Annotated in this window: 17 protein-coding genes; 8 read left to right on the forward strand and 9 right to left on the reverse strand. The window is 60.2% G+C overall.

Annotated elements, in window-relative coordinates; genetic code table 11:
- The 6 genes from VGY55_01230 to VGY55_01255 all read left to right on the forward strand — a co-directional run.
- Positions 1-1,039: acyl-CoA desaturase (locus tag VGY55_01230; protein HEV2968577.1), on the forward strand; the 1,039-nt coding region annotated here is incomplete at its 5' end.
- Positions 1,020-1,181: a hypothetical protein gene (locus tag VGY55_01235; protein ID HEV2968578.1), complete on the forward strand. Its 162-nt coding sequence runs from the start codon at positions 1,020-1,022 to the stop codon at positions 1,179-1,181. The genes VGY55_01230 and VGY55_01235, both read left to right, overlap by 20 nt.
- Before the next feature lie 127 nt (positions 1,182-1,308).
- Positions 1,309-2,553 carry a glycosyltransferase family 4 protein gene (locus tag VGY55_01240; protein ID HEV2968579.1) on the forward strand — a complete coding sequence of 415 codons (1,245 nt, stop codon included), beginning with the start codon at positions 1,309-1,311 and terminating at the stop codon, positions 2,551-2,553.
- Positions 2,553-3,629 carry a hypothetical protein gene (locus tag VGY55_01245; protein HEV2968580.1) on the forward strand — a complete coding sequence of 359 codons (1,077 nt, stop codon included), beginning with the start codon at positions 2,553-2,555 and terminating at the stop codon, positions 3,627-3,629. The genes VGY55_01240 and VGY55_01245 overlap by 1 nt, the downstream gene beginning before the upstream one ends.
- Positions 3,630-3,674: 45 nt before the next feature.
- Positions 3,675-4,679 carry a glycosidase gene (locus VGY55_01250; protein HEV2968581.1) on the forward strand — a complete coding sequence of 335 codons (1,005 nt, stop codon included), beginning with the start codon at positions 3,675-3,677 and terminating at the stop codon, positions 4,677-4,679.
- A gap of 270 nt (positions 4,680-4,949) precedes the next feature.
- Entirely contained in the window at positions 4,950-5,162 is a 213-nt protein-coding gene (locus VGY55_01255; protein ID HEV2968582.1) for a cold shock domain-containing protein, read from the forward strand.
- A 194-nt stretch (positions 5,163-5,356) separates the two neighbouring features.
- On the opposite strand, the gene VGY55_01260 is transcribed toward VGY55_01255, so the two are convergent.
- From VGY55_01260 to VGY55_01295, 8 genes are all read right to left on the reverse strand, one after another.
- The gene (locus tag VGY55_01260) at positions 5,357-5,746 is read right to left on the reverse strand and encodes a hypothetical protein (protein ID HEV2968583.1); all 390 of its coding nucleotides are present in this window, start codon (positions 5,744-5,746) and stop codon (positions 5,357-5,359) included.
- A 62-nt stretch (positions 5,747-5,808) separates the two neighbouring features.
- Positions 5,809-6,840 (reverse strand): transglutaminase domain-containing protein, encoded by a 1,032-nt coding sequence (locus tag VGY55_01265; protein ID HEV2968584.1) that lies wholly within the window; start codon positions 6,838-6,840, stop codon positions 5,809-5,811.
- An 83-nt stretch (positions 6,841-6,923) separates the two neighbouring features.
- Positions 6,924-7,193: a winged helix-turn-helix domain-containing protein gene (locus VGY55_01270; GenBank protein ID HEV2968585.1), complete on the reverse strand. Its 270-nt coding sequence runs from the start codon at positions 7,191-7,193 to the stop codon at positions 6,924-6,926.
- A gap of 87 nt (positions 7,194-7,280) precedes the next feature.
- Positions 7,281-8,087 (reverse strand): ABC transporter ATP-binding protein, encoded by an 807-nt coding sequence (locus VGY55_01275; GenBank protein ID HEV2968586.1) that lies wholly within the window; start codon positions 8,085-8,087, stop codon positions 7,281-7,283.
- Positions 8,087-9,103 carry an ABC transporter permease subunit gene (locus VGY55_01280; GenBank protein ID HEV2968587.1) on the reverse strand — a complete coding sequence of 339 codons (1,017 nt, stop codon included), beginning with the start codon at positions 9,101-9,103 and terminating at the stop codon, positions 8,087-8,089. Before VGY55_01280 ends, VGY55_01275 begins: the two co-directional genes overlap by 1 nt.
- Before the next feature lie 2 nt (positions 9,104-9,105).
- Positions 9,106-10,326: an ABC transporter substrate-binding protein gene (locus VGY55_01285; protein HEV2968588.1), complete on the reverse strand. Its 1,221-nt coding sequence runs from the start codon at positions 10,324-10,326 to the stop codon at positions 9,106-9,108.
- Positions 10,327-10,360: 34 nt separating this feature from the next.
- Positions 10,361-10,918, reverse strand: a complete 558-nt coding sequence (locus VGY55_01290; GenBank protein HEV2968589.1) for a hypothetical protein — start codon at positions 10,916-10,918, stop codon at positions 10,361-10,363.
- 632 nt (positions 10,919-11,550) lie between these two features.
- The gene (locus VGY55_01295; GenBank protein HEV2968590.1) at positions 11,551-12,708 is read right to left on the reverse strand and encodes a DNA-binding transcriptional regulator; all 1,158 of its coding nucleotides are present in this window, start codon (positions 12,706-12,708) and stop codon (positions 11,551-11,553) included.
- Between the two features lie 199 nt (positions 12,709-12,907).
- Between VGY55_01295 and VGY55_01300 the strand changes: the two genes are divergently transcribed.
- Together VGY55_01300 and VGY55_01305 are read left to right on the forward strand one after the other, a co-directional pair.
- The gene (locus tag VGY55_01300; GenBank protein HEV2968591.1) at positions 12,908-16,390 is read left to right on the forward strand and encodes an FG-GAP-like repeat-containing protein; all 3,483 of its coding nucleotides are present in this window, start codon (positions 12,908-12,910) and stop codon (positions 16,388-16,390) included.
- Positions 16,387-18,273 (forward strand): CRTAC1 family protein, encoded by a 1,887-nt coding sequence (locus VGY55_01305; protein ID HEV2968592.1) that lies wholly within the window; start codon positions 16,387-16,389, stop codon positions 18,271-18,273. Before VGY55_01300 ends, VGY55_01305 begins: the two co-directional genes overlap by 4 nt.
- Before the next feature lie 1,077 nt (positions 18,274-19,350).
- Here the strand turns inward: VGY55_01305 and VGY55_01310 are convergent.
- Positions 19,351-20,118: a segregation/condensation protein A gene (locus VGY55_01310; protein HEV2968593.1), complete on the reverse strand. Its 768-nt coding sequence runs from the start codon at positions 20,116-20,118 to the stop codon at positions 19,351-19,353.
- Between the last annotated feature and the right edge of the window lie 291 nt (positions 20,119-20,409).

Consider the following 20,409-nt stretch of genomic DNA (forward strand, 5'->3'; position numbering starts at 1 on the left):
CGATTGTCCACGGATGTATTTAAAAACGGCCTTGATTCTGGGATGGTTTGCCGCGTGTTATGGACTGCTGGTGTTCGTCATGGGGACGTGGTGGCTGGCGGTGCCCGTGGCGATGTTGTTGGGGATCTCGATGGCCGCGATTGGATTCAATATCCAGCACGACGGCGGACATCACGCTTACTCCGCACGAGCCTGGGTCAATCGGCTGATGGCGATGACCCTCGATTTGCTCGGAGGCAGCTCCTACATCTGGGCCCGCAAGCACAACGGCATTCATCATGCCTTTGCCAATATCACGGATCTCGACGACGACATCGACATCGGATTCATTGGCCGCTTGTCGCCGCACCAGAAGCGATTGCGATTTCATCGGCTGCAGCACTTCTACATGTGGCCGTTGTATGGTTTTCTGCCGCTCAAATGGCAGCTTTATGACGACTTCCGAGATGTGGCCACCGGTCAGGTTGGCGGGCAGCCCTACGCTCGACCGAAAGGTTGGGACCTGGCAGTCTTCCTTGGCGGCAAGGTGGTGTTTTTCTCGCTGGCGCTCGCGATCCCGTTGCTGCTGCACCCGATTTGGACGGTCTTGCTCTTTTACGTGGCGGCGTCGTTCGTGCAGGGCGTGATGCTTGGCGTCGTGTTTCAAATGGCGCATTGCGTGGAGGAAGCCGCTTTTCCGATGCCGCGCGCGGACACCGGCCGGATGGAAACTAGCTGGGCAGTTCATCAACTCGAAACGACCGTGGATTTCGCCCGTCAGAGCCGACTGCTCTCCTGGCTGGTCGGCGGACTGAACTTTCAGATCGAGCACCATTTGTTTCCGCAGATCTGTCACGTCAATTATCCGCGGATTTCTCCGTTGGTCGAGCAGACGTGTCGCGAGTTTGGCTTGAAATACAGGGCGCAAGACAGCTTGCGGGCGAGCATCGCGTCGCATTTCCGCTGGCTGCGGCGGATGGGGATGCATTCCGCTCAAGAAGAGAAGCGAATCACTTCCTCTCAAGAAAAGGAGCGAATCCATGGCGTGGAAATGGAATAACAACGTGGGCCTGCTGTTGTTGGCGATCTGGCTCATCGTTTCGGGCTTGCTGTATTTTGTCCACTTGGGGTCCATCGAGACGGCGCCAATCATGGCCGGGCTGGCGATTGCCGCCGGCGTTTTCATCCTGATCGGACGCTAGGTCGGGGGACCAACCAGATGATCGGATTCAAGTACGTGCCGGTCGCCAAGGAGGAGCGCCGGACGAATGTGGTGATCGACCCCCGTCGATCGCCGTTGGGAACGGAAATTAACCGAACGAGGTGATTATGCGTGCTGTTCGACCCCTGTTTGTCTCGACCTATCCGCCTGAAGAGTGTGGGTTGGCAACGTTTACCAAGGACTCGGCCGATGCCGTGGATCTGGCGGCTGGAGAACCGGTCTCGTCGTTGGCGGCGATCCAGAAGATCCCCGCGACTCGCTATGACGATCCGCGCGTGGCCCACGTCATCGATAACAACCGCCGCAATGCCTACCGTTTTGCCGCGGAAGTGGCCAACGATGGACCGTGCGACGTCGTGAGTTTGCAGCATGAGTTTGGCCTCTATCCCGGCAACTGGGGCGCTCGCGTGATGAGTTTTGCTCGCAATTGCCGCAAGCCGCTGGTGACGACGTTTCACACGTTGATGACGCGGCCGGAGCCGGTGCCGCGGCGCTTGATCCAGAGTCTGGCCGCGCATAGCCAGGGCATTGTCGTCATGACGAAGGTTGCCGCTCGGCTGTTGGCCCGAGTTTATGGAGTTTCGGGACCGCACGTGCGAGTCATTCCGCATGGAGTGCCTGAGGTCCCTTTCGAGCGCGATTTGGACACGCACAAGGCACGGCTGGGACTCACGGGGCGACAGGTGATTTGCACCTTCGGACTCATCAATCGCGGCAAGGGATTGGAATACATGATCGGCGCCATGCCGCGGATCGTGGCCGCCTACCCGGATGCCATATACCTGATCGTGGGCGCGACTCACCCGCAAGTGAAACGTCAGGAAGGGGAGGTCTATCGCCAGAGCCTGGTCGAAATGGCCGAAGCATTGGGTGTCGGCGACCATGTGCGGTTTGTAAATCAGTATCTGAGCCTCGCCGATCTCCTCGCGCACTTGCAGGCCTGCGACGTGTACGTTACCCCTTATCCAGGGAAAGATCAGATCGCGAGCGGCACACTGGCGTATGCCCTGGCCGCGGGCGGGGCCGTGGTCAGCACTCCGTACTTGTACGCTAAAGAAGTTCTGGCCGACGGGCGCGGTCTTCTCGTGCCGTTTGCCGACAGCGTTGCCATGGCGGATGCGACGCTTCGTTTCCTCAGCGATAAAGCGCTCTTGATTGAAACACGGCGCAGGGCTTACGAATATGCCCAGCCGATGTTTTGGCCGAGTGTGGGCCGCCAGTATTTGAAGATATTCAGCCGATCCGCGTTTCCACACGACGCGATTCGGAAGCCGAGTTACCGCGTGGCGGTGGCGGCGCCGAATGGCAATGGAGACGGCCATCATGGCGAACTTATTCAGAGAGGACAATAATGCGCATCCGTGACGGGACTACCTTGGACCACCTGGATCGCTTGACCGACTCGACGGGATTGATCCAACATGCCATTTATAGCATTCCGCGACGCGAGAGCGGTTACACGACCGACGACAACGCTCGGGCGTTGCGCCTTTGTGCGCGATTGTGGCGGCGGCACTCCGACGATCGCATGCGGAATCGGGTAGCGGTTTACTTGAGTTTCTTGGAACATGCCCGTTGTCCCGGCCGTGGGTTCCACAACTTTCTTGGCTACGACCGTCGCTGGCTGGACGCGGAAGGCTGCGGCGATTGCCAGGGTCAGGCGGTCCGCGCGCTGGCCGAAGTGCTCGGTAGCAACCTGCCGGACGACTATCGGATGTTGGCTCGCGAGCTGATCGAGGCCGTCCTGCCGGCGCTCGCGGATCTGCGGAGTATTCGAGCGCAGGCCTATGTGATTCTGGCTTGGGGGCATCTGTGGACGAGCGGGGTCAGCGACGTTGAAGTGCTCGAGAGCGTCGCTTGGTCCGCGGCGGAACGCCTCGTGGAATGCTACAACCGAAATCGCTGGTCCGACTGGCATTGGTTCGAGTCGCGAATGACTTATGCCAATGCCGTCCTGCCCCATGCCCTGTTTATCGCCGCGCAGCGTTGGCCGAAAGAATCTTTTTTGGAAGTGGCGGAAGCGTCGTTCTCCTTCCTAGACCGCGCAACGACCACCGAGAATATCTATTGGCCGATCGGGAACGACGGCTGGTTTCCTCGCGGCGTGGAGAAGGCCCTATATGACCAACAACCGGTCGAGGCGGCCACGATGGCCGAGGCGGCGCTGGCCGCGTTTGCGCTTTCCCGGGATGAAAAGCACTTGGCGACTTTTCGCCGCGCTCGCGAATGGTTTCATGGGCAGAATAGCTTGCAACTGCCGCTCGTGGACACCCAGTGCGACGCTTGTCACGACGGCCTGCAATCGTTCGGAGTCAATCGGAATCAGGGCGCCGAATCGACGCTGGCTTACTTGTGGACGGAAATGCAACACTTCGAAATCGAGACGGCCCTGGCCGACGCCCGCATATCCTCCGTTGCCAGCGCGTAACGTGGCACGCAGTTATCACCAAACCACTTCAACAAGGAACCCAGAATGCTTCTCGAATCGAAATCGCCCAACGTCTATCTCGACTTGTTCGACCGCCATCCGTCCAATCCGATTTTGACGGCCCGCGACTGGCCGTACCCGGCCCATACGGTGTTCAACGCCGGCGCGTGCCAGCTCGGAGATAAAACCGTGCTGCTGGTTCGCGTCGAGGACCGCAGGGGCCATTCGCACCTGACCGTCGCGCGCAGCAACGACGGCGTCGGGAATTGGCAGATCGACTCCAAGCCCAGCTTCCCGCCCGATCCGGAGAACTTCTCGGAAGAGGCCTGGGGAGTGGAAGACCCGCGATTGACTTGGCTCGAGGACCGCAAGGAATGGATCATCGCCTATACGGCCTATTCGCCCAGCGGGCCGTTAGTGTCGCTGGCGCGGACAACCGACTTCTGCTCGTTTTCCCGGCTCGGCCCCGTCATGCCGCCGGAGGACAAGGACGCTGCGGTTTTCCCGCGCAAGTTTGGCAACCGATATGCCATGATCCATCGGCCGGTTTCCGCCGGGAGTTCGGGCGCCCACATCTGGCTATCATTCTCGCCCGACCTGACGCATTGGGGCGATCATCACATCCTCCTGCACGCCCGCCGCGGCGCCTGGTGGGACGCCAATAAAATCGGATTGAGCCCGCCCCCCTTGGAAACGCCGGAGGGATGGCTGATCCTGTACCACGGCGTACGGAAAACGGGGGGCGGATGCCTGTATCGTTTGGGATTGGCATTGCTCGACTTGGAGGATCCGCGGCGAGTTCGCGCCCGCAGCGACGAATGGGTCTTCGCGCCCGAAATGCCCTACGAGCGGCAAGGCGATGTCAACGGAGTGGTCTTTCCCTGCGGTTGGATCCTGGACAAGACGCGCGGCGAGATCCGGGTTTACTACGGCGGCGCCGACAGTTGTCTGGCATTGGCCACCGCCCAACTCGACGATTTGCTCAGCTACCTGCGCAAGTACCCCGTCCCCCAAACGCGCAAACGGATGGGCATGTCGTTGGTCGATTGAGCGGGAACCCGCTTGATTTTCAAGCTGGCTTCCTTAGAGCGCCTAACAAGTCCGGCGGGGACTGTCCCCCTTTTGCGAAGTCCGCGCAGCAAAACGGGGACTGTCCCCTTCTCCCCCAGCCGGATTTGTTAGGCGCTCTTAATGTGAAGGACGGACGCCTATCTATTTGCCGGCTCACCCGCTACAATGCTCCTACTGCCTGCCTTTGAATGGGAGCGTGCGTTCCCGCGGAGCTGTGCGGAAAGTGTTAACCAAGGGAGTTTGTGTTTTATGGCTGCGGGAACGATCAAGAAACTCGTCAACGACAAGGGCTTCGGTTTCATTCAAACGAGCAATGGTGGCGACATCTTTTTCCATCATTCGACGGTCCAAAACGCTCAATTCGATCATTTGACCGAAGGCCAGCAAGTGGAATACACCGTGGAGCAAGGCGGGGGTCAAAAGGGCAAGGGACCTCGCGCCGCGACCGTTACGCCGGTCTAGTTGGCACGCCGGCCTGACCGAGCGAATCAGAGAGCCGCCCATTTTTCTCGGGCGGCTCGTCAGCGAATAAGCCGACGTGGTTGAATGCCTTAGGGTATTTGGCCGCGGCGGCTTTTTTTGGGGCATGATCGCCGGGGGAATCGCACTGAGGCGTCGTATGCGGCACGATGGAACTTGACGCGAAGCGAACGAGATCATTTCTGGAGGATCTTTTTCTGGTTGCCGAGAATCTCGCGCTGGTTGTCGAGGAGTTCCTTCATGCCCTCGAAGATCTTCTCCTGGTTGGCTTGGATCGTCTCCTGGTTCGCCATGATCGTCGCTTGATTGCCGACGGCCTTGTCCAGCTTCTCTTGGTTGCTCAGGATGCTCTCCTGATTGGCATGGATGCTGGCCTGGTTGGCAAGGACCTTGTCGAGCTTTGTCTGGTTGTCGCGGATCAGTTCTTGATTCGCGAGGATCGCCGCTTGGTTGGCGGTGACTTTGTCGAGCTTCGACTGGTTCTTCTCGATCGACTCCTGGTTCGCGAGAATCTTCTCCTGATTGACGAGGATCGACTCTTGGTTCTTGATAACTGCATCGGCCATGGTGATGACTCCTTTCAAAATGGAACTGGAAATTCACGACAGAAACGATCAACCGCGGCGGCTCACAGCGCCGCGGCCCGATCCTTAAGATCGGTTTTCACCTCGGTGTATTTCAACACGCGCTGGAACGATTCGTGAGGTTTGCCGTCGACCTCGACATACGCGATAATGAACAGATTCAACGGCGGGCCGTCTTGCTTGGGAGCCAGTTCCAAATTGCGACCTTCGGAGAAATGGACGCGGCGATTGTCCAGGCCGCTGAAGTAGAAGTCGCGCTGGGTCGGGTTGGTGTTGGCCGCGGCAATATCCATGGGCACCCAACCATAATTCGGCACGAAATATTGGACCCAACAGCGATAGCCCGGGTCCATCTCCTTGCCTTCGTTCATCGGCTTGAGCAGCGTGCCAAATTGCAGCCGCGTGGGTATGCCGCGGGCCCGCGCCAGCGCGATGAAGAGCGCGTGCTGGTCGGTGCATCCGCCCCCTTTCTTGGCCAGGCAGTATTCGACCGAGCCTTTTCCGGAACTCTTCGGCGCGTTGCCCCCCTTCGAGTAATGATCGGTATGATCGGTGACCCAGTCGAAGAGCAGCCGCGCCTGCTTCAGCTCATCGGCCTCTTTGCCGCAAATCTCACCGGCCAGCTTGACCACCGCGCCGCTCACCTCCATGTTCGGCACGTCGCGCCGCAGGTATTCAGCGAACAAACTACGATGCGCGTCGGTTAGCGGAGCGGCTCGCGATGTGTCAACGGGGATTGAAACGCTGTTTCGTCTGAGAATGAATTCGGTCGATAGCACCGCCTTGTCGGCGGTCGGATTGTTCACAACCGCGTAGAGATAGCGATGCCCGTAGTTGGCGTCGCGGGTCACCTGGTAGCCAGTGGGCGCGTCTTTGACATCGAGATTCAGCAGCTTCTGGGAATCGTCGTCATCAGGAAGCCAGAACCAAATCCGCACTTGATGACTCCCGGCCGGGATCTTATTGACCGTGAGCGTATGCTGGATTCGGTAGGTGGCGGTCTGTTGGTCCGCCGCGTGAGCCACGCTGACGAGCGCGGCCGCAAAGATGAATAGGCAGCAAGCAAGTGATCGCATCGAAGTCTCCCTGGAACTAAAATGACAAAACCGCCCTGATTCGGGCGAGAAATGTTCTAAACGCCAATGGTTCGTCAATCCGTTCACTCCTGAAACCGAAACCCAACGCCGCGCACGGTCTCGATTAGCCTTCCCGCATCGCCAAGCTTCTTGCGAATCGAAGCCACTTGAACGTCAACCGACCGCTCGGTGACCGGGTAATCCTTGCCTTGCACCGCCTCAATGATTTGCCGCCGCGTGCAGGCGTCGCCCCGGCGGCTGGCCAGAAACTGCAATACGCGAAATTCCGTCTTGGATAACGAAACGGTCTCACCTTCGATGGCCACCTGTTGGGACGCAGGATCAAACACCACGGATTGTTTCGGAAGCGGAACTTCACTCGGATTCATCACGGATCGCGATCGCAATCAGTTTGTGCGGAAGTCACTGGCCTCCCGGGCCTAGAGCTTCTGTTTCCCGTTTCCGGCGAAATGGAGCATCTCCAGGATTAGTGCTCGCAGCTCCAAAAATGGAGCGCTATTGCGCTGCCGCGGGCGCGCGAGCGGAACGTCCAAGATGCGCTCGATTCGGCCCGGGCGCGGCGTCATGATGGCGATCCGGTCGCTCATGTAAATAGCTTCGTCGATGTCGTGGGTGACTAGCAGCATCGTGGTCCGGCGCGCCTGCCACACCCGCAGGACCTCGTCTTGCATTTGCATCCGGGTGAATTGGTCGAGCGCCCCGAGCGGTTCGTCGAGCAACAGCACCTTGGGATGATTCACGAGCGCGCGGGCGAGCGCGGCGCGCTGCGCCATCCCGCCGGAAAGCTGATGGGGAAACACGTTGGCAAATTGCTCGAGTCCGACCAGCCGGATGAATTCCTCGACCTCTTCGCGGCGGTGGCGGAGCACTCCGCGGGCGACCAAGCCGGCTTGAACGTTGCGGCGAACGCTCAGCCAGGGGTACAGATTTGGGTCTTGGAACATCAGGCCGCGCTCGGCGCTGGGGCCGGCGATCGGCGCCGCACCGATCCGCAAATCACCGGAGGTGGGTTGGTCGAGTCCCGCGATCAGGCGCAACAGCGTGGATTTGCCGCAGCCACTCGGCCCAATCAACGACACCATTTCCCCCGTAGAGACCGACAAGGAAATGCGATGGAGCGCCTCGACTTCGGCGCCATCCGCCGCGCGAAACGTCTTGCTGACGCTCCGGATCGAAAGCGCCTCGGCTTCGTCCGCTGTCGGGTCGATCGGGAAGGACGTTTTCATTACCAACGGATCACTCCCTTTTGCCAGCCCAATACTCGGTCGCGCACTTTGAACAAGAGCGTCATCAGCCCCGAAAAGAAGAACGCCATGATGACCACCGATGCGTAAACCTTCGAGTATTCGAAGTAATCCTTCTGCATCTTGAAATACCACCCCAATCCAGACCTGACACCGACCGTTTCGGCGACGATCAACGTCAGGAATGCGGCGCCCATGCCCATGAAGAGCCCGATGAAAACACTTGGCATCGCGGCAGGCAGGGCAACACGAAAGACCAAATAGCGGCGCCCCGCCCCCAACGTTCGGGCGACATCGAAATACGAGGCCGGAACGTTGGCGATTCCCGAGCTGGTCAACATGGTGACTGGGAACCAAACTGCCAGCGCGATCAGCGCGGCGCCTGAGAAAAAGGCGTCGTCAAACATCACCATCACCAACGGGACGAAGGCGGTGGCGGGGATCGGCCCGAAGACCTTCATGATCGGCATGCCCCAATAGCGGACGTGGCGAAACCATCCCATCAGCACACCACTGGTGAGTCCAGCCGACACACCGAGAACGTAGCCGAACAGTAGCAGCTTGAGTGAATGATAGGTGCTGTCGAGCAGAACCCAGCGGTCGTCGAGCATCCCTTGCAGCACGAGTTCGGGACCCGGAAAATAGGGCATCGGCAATAAGGCCCATTTGAGCGTAACCAGGTCCCAGAGGCCGAGAGCCAAAATCGCCACGGCGAAAAGCGGAGCGCCGTGTCGCGCCGCCGGACGAAATCTCTTCCAAATCCACGCCGCGGCGGCGAAAACGAGGGCCATCGCGAATGTCGCTTGCAGCAACAGTGGGTAAAGCTGTGTCACAAGCGCCGGATCGTTGTTCGGCAGCAGCTTGTGCAAGACATAAGCCACAACTGCTGCGGCAGCCGGCCACAGCACGACCAGCGAACAGTAACCGCGTTGCACTGCCGCCGCGCGTGGCGGTTGGCTTTCGACCGACTCCGCTCGAACCGAATCAGTCTCGATCATACTTACGGACAAATGAATCTCCCGTCGCGCAGCGATGCGGCGCGGTCTACGGCCGGCGCGCAACAGGAACAGCATGCTTCCTTGCCGTCGAACATTGCCGCCAGCATTTCCGGAGTCAGCTTGGGGGGCGGGCCACCGCCGGCGATCTTTTCGACCTCGACGCCCTCGATCCATTTGTCGCTAACGCCGTCCAAGTCGATCCAAGCCTTCTTTGCCAGCTCGACCGGATCGGTCTTCGAGTCGAGCAATCCGGACGTCTTCGCCTCTTTGGCCACTTGCTCGACCGTCTCGCGGGCACGGGCCACTCCGGGAATGTATTTGAGTTTGCTAAGCGCCTGGGCGTTCATCTCGGCCGAGGCCGCGATATACTTCTTTTCGACCGACAGTTTTGCTGCCGCGGTCGGGTTAGCGCCCACCCATTTCGCTCCCTTGAGCATGGCGCGAGTCACCTTGGCCGCGGCCGCCGGATTCTCCCGCGCCAGTTTGCCGCTGACGACCGACACGCAGCAATACTCGTCTTTGTACGGCGAGTCGACCGCCTGGTCGACCACCGTCCGAACGGCTCCCTTGCCAAGCAGAATCGAGCCCATCGGCTCGGAAGTGGCGATCGCGTCGACCTGGCCATTTTTCACCGCCAGCGCCATGCCGTCCGGCGGGAGCACGATCCAATCGACGTCGTCCTTTTTCTTCGGATCCATCCCGTTGGCGGCCAGCACTCGCGTGGCGAAAAGGCAAGGAGGACTCCCCATGTTGTTCGGCACTCCGATCCGCTTGCCGCGGAGATCCAACAACCCATGAATGTTGGAATTCACGCCGGCCTGAATCCGCAAGCAACCGGTGTGGATGCCGCCGGTGATCTTTACGTCGAGTCCCTGCTCAATCGGTTTGAGCAGGAACATGACGAGCGTGTGGTTTGCGTCGAACTTCCCGAGTCCGAGACCCTCGCGCAGCCCGTCCCAGTCGGTCCTGACCAGTTCGACATCCAATCCTTCATCCTTGAAGAAGCCGTTTTCATAGGCCACGAAGATCGGGGCCTCGCAGGTCAAGCCGATAAAAGCGACCTTCAGCTTGGCGGGGCCCGCGTCGCTAGGAGCGCCGGGAGCCGCCGTGTTCGCACCCTTTTGGCAGCCCGTCACCAGCAGTGCGAGCGAACTCACTACCGACAACGATAGGCCGCCGAGCCAGGATCGCCGCACCCGATTCCGTCTAATAAGAAATTGCATTTCAAAGTTTCCTAAGATGGGGATTCCGTTGGAGCTACTCCCGTCTTTCCAGACTCGCCATGCCGCGATCGGCTTCCGCCAATCGGTCGACCAATTCCTTGGCGAGAATCTTCTGTTGGCCGTCCGAAATCAAGTTTTGATTGCCGACGATCTTTTCTTGATTGGGTATCACGCGATCTTCCAGGTTCGAAATGATCGTGGATTGGTTGGCTAGCAAACGGTCCAACTTTTCCTGGTTGGAGAGGATGTTTTCCTGGTTGGCGACGATCGTCGCGGCTTGATTGGTGAGCAGACGATCCAGCTTCTCCTCGTTGGCCAGGATATTCTGCTGATTGGAGATGATGTTCTGCTGATTGCTGACGATGATGCCTTGGTTGACGACGATCTTGTCGAGCTTGGTCTGGTTGTCCTTGATGCGCTGTTGGTTGGCGATGATGACCGCTTGATTGGTCAACATCTTTTCCAACATCTTGTCCAACCTCACTTGGTTGGCGTCGACGCGATCCTGGTTCCGCAGCATCCGGTCTTGTTGGGCCGTGAGAATCCGCTGATACGAAACGACTTCATTCCGCGAGAGTTCTTCATCGGCCATGAACGGCTCCCTGGAATCGATTTCAAAGTGCGGCGTCGAGGCGAAAGCCGGACTCCGAGCGGCGCCCGAATAGGTTGATTTGCCGCGATTCGCGAACGAAATGGCGGGGGCGATCGAGTCTTTCGCCCGAGTCCAATATAAACTCATCTTCGGCGGCGACAAGAGAATGACGCCGTTGCGGCCCGTCGCCGACGTCGTGCCGTGCGGGCGCCTTTGCAAGGGTCTATGAAGAAAACGCGCGTGCCACCAAGACGGGTTGTGACGATCATGAGGGCCGATCGTGCGCAGCGGCTCCCCGCATCGCTTGAGCGTAAAGTGCCAGCTAGACCTACCGTTAGCGATTGTTCGATGAGCGAAGCGAAGCCACGTGCCGACGAGCGGCGATGGCCGCGCGACCCCCACGGATAGTTAAAGGCAAATTGAGTTTTTGCGCTGGCGACACGGCGCTCTTTTCCCCGCCGAAATGCCGGCAAGCCCGCGAGAATTTTTTAAGATTCTTTGCAACAGACCTCCAGAACCCAGATGGGACCGACGCCCGACCCGCCATGACAACCGCGCGGCGCTTGCGCGAAGGCGCGTCTATTGTTTTATGCGTCGTTTTCAGCGCGGCACCGGCCACCGAAGATCGTAGCTCAAGCGCGGTGTTCGGCGCGATATCGGGCCGGCGATCGATGGAAACGCCGTTTGAAAACGACGCTCAGGTATTCGACGTATTTGAAGCCAGCGCGGTCGGCGATCGTGGCCAGCGGCAGGTCAGTCTCCTCGAGGAGTTGCGTCACTCGCCGCAACTGAACTAAGAGAATCTCTTCGTGCGGCGTGTGGCCGAGGATTTTCTTGAAGCGGTTTTCCAGAATGCGCCGCGAAATCGGGACCGTCAGCAATACGTCTTCCACGTTGATCCCGTCGCAGGCATGATCGCGAATGAAACGGACGGCGGCCGAGACCTCGGCGTCGGGGATCGCCCGCACGTCGCTCGATTGGCGGGTGACGATTCCGGTCGGCTCGATCAATCGCGTCCCCTCTTCCACCTTGCGCCCCGCCATCAACTGGTCCAAGAGTTCCGCCGCCGCGTAGCCGGTCCGCTCGGCGTCGGGAACAACGCTCGACAACGGCGGTTCCGAAAGATTGCAAATCAAATCGTCGTTGTCCACTCCGATCACGGCGATCTCGTCGGGCACGGCGATGCCGCCGCGACGGCAAACATCGAGCAACTGTAGCCCGCGCATGTCGTAGCAGGCCAGCAGGCCGGTCGGCTTCGCCAGTTCGCGGACCCAGGCCTTCAGCTCGTTCTCCTCTTGCTTCCAGGAGATTGCGGCGGCGCGCTTGCGATCGGCCGGCGGGAATGCGGCAAACGGACAATTGACTTCCTGAGCGATTCGAGCAAACCGCCGGCCGCGATCGAACGACCATGGAAACCGGCGATCGCCGCAATACGCCAGGTTGCGAAATCCGCGCTCGAAGAGATGATCGAACGCCAGACGCGCGATGGCCTCGTTGTCGGTTTCCACGCTGGGGAGATCGGGAAGCAGTCGCGCGGCGCTGACGTCAACCGCGCGCGCCCCGGTCTCGCGAACCGCTTTCGCGATACGCGGGTTTTCAATTCGAGCGATAATCCCGTCCCCGCGCCATGATTTCAGCCATTTGGGCGGCGCTTCGCCGCGGCTCTGCTCCGGAAGGCAGATCGACCACGGATGGTGCTCGCGCAGATAGGCATAGATGCCGCGCAGCAACCCGCGGGCGTACGAATTGGACGTCTCAATCAGCAGTGCGACTTCCGGGCGTTTGGCCATTAGCAGGATCCCGCCACCTGTTTTCCCAGTCGATCCGGACTCGAGCGACCGACTTGGAGCCATGATAATCGCGTTATGCGTTGCGGCAAGCGAGTGGCCTGGCATCAAATAATTCTTTTTCCGTCGCGTTGGCGAGACAGGCCCGCGAATAGTTTCTATAATCTCGTGCGTTTCCACGGGATTCCAAGGGGAATTGCTAGTGCCAATTTCACGTCCGCGTAAATTGCTGATCGGCGGCGTCGCGCTCATGGCGGTCGCGGCGATCGCGTACTCGTTGTGGTTCCGTTCGGCAGTGCCAGCGGTGGGTTCGGCAAAATACGAGCAATACATCGAAGCCTTCGAGATCGGCGTTGCCGCGCTTGATGCCGATGTGCCGCAAGTTGCCCATGAATCGCTGACCAAGGCGATCGACTTGGTTCCCGAAGAGCCTGCTGCTTGGGCCGATCGCGGGCTGCTCCTGATTCGCGACGGGCGGCCGGACGAGGCGCTGCACGATTTGGAGGAAGCCCAACGCCTGGCCCCAGACAACGCGGCGATCCAGCAATTGCTGGGGCTGGCGGAACAACGGCGCGGGCAGCTCGCCGCCGCGGCCGAGCATTTTCGCGCCGCGCTCAAGCAAGAGCCGACGAACATTCAGGCCCTCTACCGCTTGGCCCAAGTGGTCGATCAACAGCACGAGGCCGACAGCGACCTGGAATACCAACGGCTGATGGATCGAATCCTGGCGGTTCAGCCCGATAATCTGTTTGTGTTGCAGAATCGACTGCGAGTCGCGGTGCGTCGCGGCGATCGCGCCGCCGCACGCGAGACGATGGAGCAACTGAAACGGCATTCCGCGAAGTGGTCACCCCAGACCAAGACTGCACTTGCAGAACTCGAACGCGCTTTAGCCGATCCGACCGGTAAAGACGATCTCGCGCGTGCGCTGCCGCTGATGAATCTTTTGGGGGCCGAGCCCGGGTTCTCACGGGACGCTGCCGCCGTGGACGCCAGCGATACGTTGGCGGGGACGGCGTTGGAAACACTATTGCGGCTTCCGACACCGCGCCACACGCCGGCCGAGCCGGACCGTGGCTTGACTTTTTCAGCAAGGCCGCTTGACGAGGCCCCGGCCGGTCGTTGGGACGTCGTCGCGCCGGTTTGGCTGGGAAAGCAGGACCGGCCCGTGCTGTTGGCGGCCAATGCGAAGGAGTTGCGCGAGATCGGCGGCAAGGTGGTGCTGCCGTCGTTGGCGATTTCGCCGGAAGGGCTCTTGCCGCTCGATTGGAATAACGACTTCCGCACCGATCTACTGCTCGCGGGGTCCGCTGGCTTGCGCTTTTTCGAGCAACAGGCGGATGGATCATTTGCCGACGTGACGGCGAAGACCGGCCTCTCCGCCGAGCTGCTGCACGGCGATTACGCCGGCGCTTGGGCAGCCGACGTCGATCTCGACGGCGATCTGGATATTCTATTGGCTCGCCGCTCGGGACCGCCGCTGCTATTGCAGAACAATTTCGATGGGACATTTGACGCTCGGCCGATCTTCGACGAAGTCGACGGGGCGCGGGCCTTCGCTTGGCTCGACCTCGATCAGGACGGCGCCCCGGACGCCGCCTTGCTCGACTCCCGTGGCGGCCTGCACGTATACGCCAATGAGCGCTCGGGGAATTTCCAGCCCTGGCCAGTCAAACCGCCCGCGGATTCCTTCCTGGCGCTGACCGTCGCGGACGTCAATCATGACGGCGTGCTGAGCCTAGTGGCGCTGCGTCAAGACGGCGCGATCGTGCGGATCGCGGATCGCGCGAAACGGTCTGCGTGGGATGTCGCCGAGTTAGCCAAATGGGAGCAATTTCCACCGGCGATGCGTCTGGGGGCGGTGCGATTGCTTGCCGCCGATTTCGATAACAATGGTTTTCCGGATTTGCTCGTGTCTGGCCCGGATGCCAGCCGCGTTTGGCTGGGCGATGGAGCCGCCGGCGCGTTCAGTCCCCTTAGAGCCGAATTGCCGGGCAACCTATTCGCCGCCGCCGATCTCGAGGGCAAGGGGCGGCTCGATCTCGTGGGCGTGGATCGTGACGGTCGGCCGACGCGATGGATCAACAACGGCACCAAGGATTACCACTGGCAAGTGGTCCGCCCCTTGGCCCTGAGCTTGAAGGGCGACAATCGGATCAACTCGTTCGGCCTCGGCGGCGAAGTGGAAGTGCGCAGCGGCACGTTTTTCTTGAAACAGCCGATTGCCGCGCCCGTCGTGCATTTCGGATTAGGAAATCGTCCCCGCGCCGACGTGATCCGCATTCAGTGGCCCAACGGCACTTCGCAGGTCGAATTCAGTCCGCCAGTCGATGCAACGCTCGAATCCCAACAGCGGCTGAAGGGATCATGTCCGTTCCTATACGCTTGGAATGGCCAGCGGATTGCCTTCGTCACCGATTTCATGTGGAACACGGCACTGGGAATGCGCGTCAACACCGCGGCTAACGGCCCAACGACGGAATGGGTGAAGATTCGCGGCGATCAACTCGTGCCGCGCGATGGGTTCTATGAAATCCGGGTGAACGCCAATCTTTGGGAAACGTATTATTTCGACCATCTCTCGCTGATGGTCATGGATCATCCCGACGGGACGGAGATGTTCGTCGACGAGCGATATTCGCCGACGTCGACCGGGCCGACGATGCATCTCACCGAGCCGCCGCGCCCAATTTCTCGTGCCCGCGATCAACTTGGAAACGACGTCACCGATTTGGTTGCGGCCGTGGATGGAAAATACGTCCACGATTTCGAGCGCGGCATTTATCAAGGACTTGCCGCCGAGCATTGGGTCGAAGTGGAACTTCCAACCGTCGCGCCCGGCGACGGCCCGCTCTACCTGTTAGCTACCGGCTTTATTCATCCGACCGACAGCTCGATCAACTTCGCTCTCGCGCAGGGGCGGCACGAACTGCTGCACGGGCTGGTGCTGGAAACCCCCGACGACAAGGGGGGCTGGAAGGTCGTCTCCGACACGCTCGGCTTCGTTGCCGGCAAGAATAAGACGATGGTGGTCCGCTTGGATGGAATCGACGGACCAGGAGTTCCGCACCGCTTCCGGCTGCGAACCAACATGGAGATCTATTGGGATGCGATCCAAATCGCACACGGACGAGACGATTCACCCACCACGAAAACCCGTCTCCTGGCGGAAAACGCCGATTTGCGATACCGTGGAATTCTGGAGATGACCCAAGCCGATCGCAGTTCCCCCGAGTTGCCGAACTACGATCGGATCGTCGCTCACGGACAATACTGGCGCGACCTCATCGGTTTTCACACGCGCTACGGCGACGTGCGCGAACTGCTTGAGAAGATCGACGACCGCTACGTAATTTTTTGCGGAGGAGACGAAGTCGTGCTGCGGTTCAAAGCCCCTGCCGAGCCGCCGCCAAAATGGAAGCGGGACTTCGTCTGGGTGTCTGACGGCTGGGTCAAGGATGGCGACTTGAACACGCGCTTCGGGAAGACGGTGCTGCCGCTGCCGAGCCACGGTGCGAAATCGTATGACGTGCCTCCCGGTCGCTTGGAAGACGATCCGGTTTACCAGCAACATCCGGCGGATTGGCAGAGCTACCACACGCGATACGTGACGCCGGATCTTTACGAGCGGGGTCTCCGCGGATCGCGCCGCCCCGACGCAACTCCCGCGGGTCCACAGCCATGAGTCGGGCTTGGAAGCAGATCATCCTCGGCGTCATGCTCGTCGGCCTGCTGGGCATTGCGGCGATCCAAGGATCCGGTGGGATCGCGCAGTTCTGGGCTCGCCTGACCGGACGAGCCGACTCCATTGCAGCGCAGCCTCTCGAAGATGCGGAATCATTGCGGCGCTACGGATTTCACTTGACCGAATGCGCGAAAAAATGCGGAATCGATTTCGTCCACGAAGCGCCAACTCTCGATTCGAAGCTCGCCCACATCATGCCCATCGTCGCCTCGATGGGCGCCGGAGTTTCCGTCGTCGACTTCGACGGCGACGGATTGCTCGACATTTATGTCGTCACGAGCAAGGAAGGCGGAAAGAACCGCCTATATCACAATCGGGGCGACGGCACCTTCGAGGATGTGGCCGAAGCGATGGGGGTCGCCGATTTGAATCGGCCCGGCACCGGCGTTTGCACGGGGGCCGTCTGGGCTGACTACGACAACGACGGCTGGCCGGATTTGCTGGTGTACAAATGGGGACGACCCGAGCTGTTCCACAACAAGCAAGGGAAGGGCTTCGAGCGGGTCACCGACAAGGCCGGTTTGCCCGCCTGGATCAACGCGAACTCCGCCTGCTGGCTAGATTACAACCGCGACGGCTTGCCCGATTTGTTCATCGCTGGTTATTGGCCCGACGACGTGAATCTGTGGGATTTGAAAACCACGCGGATGATGCCGGAATCGTTCGAGTACGCGAAGAACGGGGGCCGCAAGTATCTGCTTCGCAATCGCGGCGACGGCACCTTCGAGGATGTGACGGAGCGCGTCGGCATCAAGAGCACGCGCTGGACGCTCGGCGTCGCGGCAGCCGATCTCTGCGGCACGGGGTATCCGGATTTGGTGCTTGCCAACGATTACGGCGTTTCCGAATTCTACGCCAATAAGGGAGGCGAGCGATTCGAAGAGGTCGGCTATGAAACGGGCATCGGCGTCGCTCCCAAGAGCGGCATGAGCGTCAGCTTCGGCGACGTACTGAATCAGGGAGAGTTAGACCTCTATATCTCGAACATTACCGAGGCGGGAAATCTGGTGCAGGGGAACAATCTGTGGGTACCGGTCGGACAAACCAGCCAGGGCCTGCCGCGCTATCTCAATCAGGCAGCGACTCTCAATGTCGAGCGCGGCGGCTGGAGCTGGGGCGCCAAATTCGGAGACCTGAACAACGACGGACAGCTCGATCTCTATCTCACCAACGGCTACATCTCGGCCAACAAGGGTGAGAGCTATTGGTATGACTACGGCAAGATCGCCGGCGGCTTGAAAGGTCTGATCGGCGACGCGAGCCTCTGGCCGCCAATCGGTCAGCAAAGCTTGGCTGGCCGGCAAGCGAAATGCCTCTGGCTCAATAAGGGGGGCGATTTTACGGACGTCGCCGCCGCCGTGGGCGCCGTCGATCGATTCGACGGCCGGGCGGTCGTGCTCGCCGACCTGTTTAATCGTGGCCTGCTCGACGTGCTCGTCGTCAACCAAAAGGGACCGCTGCTTCTCTACAAAAACACGGTCGCCGCCGGCCGGGATTGGGTGCAATTCGAGCTTCACGGCGGGGCACGACCAAACGGCGAAAGCGGCCCAAACAGTGAACACCGCTGGAGCAACCGCGACGCCATCGGGGCGAAGGTTCGACTATACTGGAGCCAGGGCCGCGAGGGGCCGGTTCAACGGCAACTGCAAGTGGTGACTGCGGGAGACGGCTTCGCCTCGCAAGGCATGCGGCGCTTGCATTTCGGCTTGGGACCCGACGCTCGTATTGAAAAGGCGGAGATCCAATGGCCGTCGGGTCGAAGCCAGACGATTGTCGCCCCCAAAGTCAACATGCTTCACAAGATCGACGAGCCTGCATCATGAGCGCGGAAATCGCTGGCGCTTCGAAATCCCCGACGATCGCCCCGCCTCTCAGCACTCATCCGTTCGGATTGCGCGGCGCGCTGGCGCGGATTGCGGCCACCGTGGTTCTCGTCGGAGGCTACTATTGGGTCCGCGAGCCGCTGCGGCATTGGATGATCGATGTCTACGGCCGAATCACCGGCGAGGCGCTCGAGCCGACCACGCCGAATGTGATCGGGGCGATCGCTCTGTTGATCTCGCTGGTGCTTGTGTGGCGGAAGATTGTGCTCCGCGACCCGCGTTTCCACGCGCCGCTGTTGGCGACGACGATCTTGGTGCTGGGGGACGCTGCCTACAATATTTTGGAGACGCATCCCGCTCCGCCGTGGCTGGCCTCGCTTACCGGGGGCGTCGTGACCGAGTATTCGCCCGCAGCGCTGGCCGTCATAACGACGATCCTCGCGGAACTTTTCCTCGGCCGGTTCTTTTGGGGCAAATGGCCGCATCTGGCCAGCGCTTATATTTCAGGGATCAGTGTCGGCATCTTGATCAAGTCGTCGCTGCTGTGGCCGTTCGTCGTGTGCGGGCTGATTTCGATCGTCTCGAAGTATGTGTTGCGGATCGGCAACCGGCACATTTGGAATCCATCGAATTTCGGCGTCACGATGATGCTGTTCTTGGCGCCGGCTTATGTCGCCACTCTGACGGTGCAAGCTGGAAACAATGGCTGGTCCGTGGCCGCGGTTTGGTTGATGGGCGGACTCATCATGTATCGGCTCGGCCGTTTCCATATCCCGTTGGCCTTCATGCTGACCTTCGTGCCGCTGGCATTTTTGCGCGCCGCGATTACCCACCATCCTTGGCAGGCCGAAATCGCTCCGATCACCAGCCCGATGTTCCAATTGTACATGTTCTTCATGATCACCGATCCGAAGACGACGACCAAATATCGCTGGAGCCAGATTCTGGTCGCGATGCTGGTCGCGATCGTCGAGACCGCGCTGCGGCTGGCCTTCAAGGACATCCATTCGCTCTACCACGCCCTGTTCATCGTCGGCCCGACGACGAACCTACTGGAGATCTATTTGCTGCGTTCGCCTACGTTGCCGGGCCGTAGTCGTCCACCAGCGTCAGATTCAGGGGCCCCAGCGGCTCCGGGCCGGGCAGAATCCAAATCTCGCCGTAGAGATCGTTCTGCTCCACTCGAGCATGATGATGACGAACCAATTCCAGGATCGCCAGGAACAGGCCCACGACGATCGACTTATGGCGATGCGGGCGAAACAATTCGCTGAAGGCCAGTTGCCCGCGTTCGACGAGCTGGGAGTGAATCTGGGCCATGTAGACGTGGATCGGCGTGTCGTCGTAAACGATGCTCGAAGGTTGGGCCGCCTCCTTTTCGCGGAGGATGCGGCCGAAGGCGCTGACCAGGTCCCACAACTCGACCTCGCGGATCGGCTCATCCGCCGGGTCGCGGCTGCGCTCGGCCAAGTCGCTCGCCAGCCGCGGATAGCGCTGTTGCCAATCGCGGCTACGCTCTTCGAGGATCGTCGCGGCATCTTTGAACCGCTTGTACTCCAGCAGCCGCTCGACCAGCTCGCGCCGCGGGTCTTCCAGCGGGTCTTCGATCTCTTCGCTCCGCGGCAGCACCATGCGCGATTTGATCTCGACGAGCGTGCTGGCTACGTCGAGAAAATCCCCGACCGAATCGACATCCAATTGCTCGAGCACCGCCAGGTACGCCAGAAACTGGTCGGTGATCGGCGCGACCGGAATTTCGGTGATCTCCACCTCGTGCTTCCGCACCAGGTAGAGCAACAGATCGAGCGGGCCGCGGAAAATATCGAGATCGACGAGGAAATCCATACTCTAAGAAAAAGGGGACATTCTACTTTTTCCGTGCGGCGGTTTCCGCGGTGCACGCAGCCGAAAAAGTAGAATGCCCCCTTTTTCTCGCTCCTTGGTCCGCGGGCGTTCCAGGTGGCAAAACCTCGCCAATAGGATCAAATTCGTCGATCGTCAGGGGCGACTTGAAATGCCAGCGGCGGCGGTCGAACCGGTTGCCCAGCTTGGCCCATTTGCCGGAAAACTGGGGGATTCACCCAAACCTGCGAACAAAAACGTTTGGCGCGCGAATTTCATCGCGTTATAATCTTT

This window comes from Pirellulales bacterium (genome assembly GCA_035939775.1).
GTDB lineage: Bacteria > Planctomycetota > Planctomycetia > Pirellulales > DATAWG01 > DASZFO01.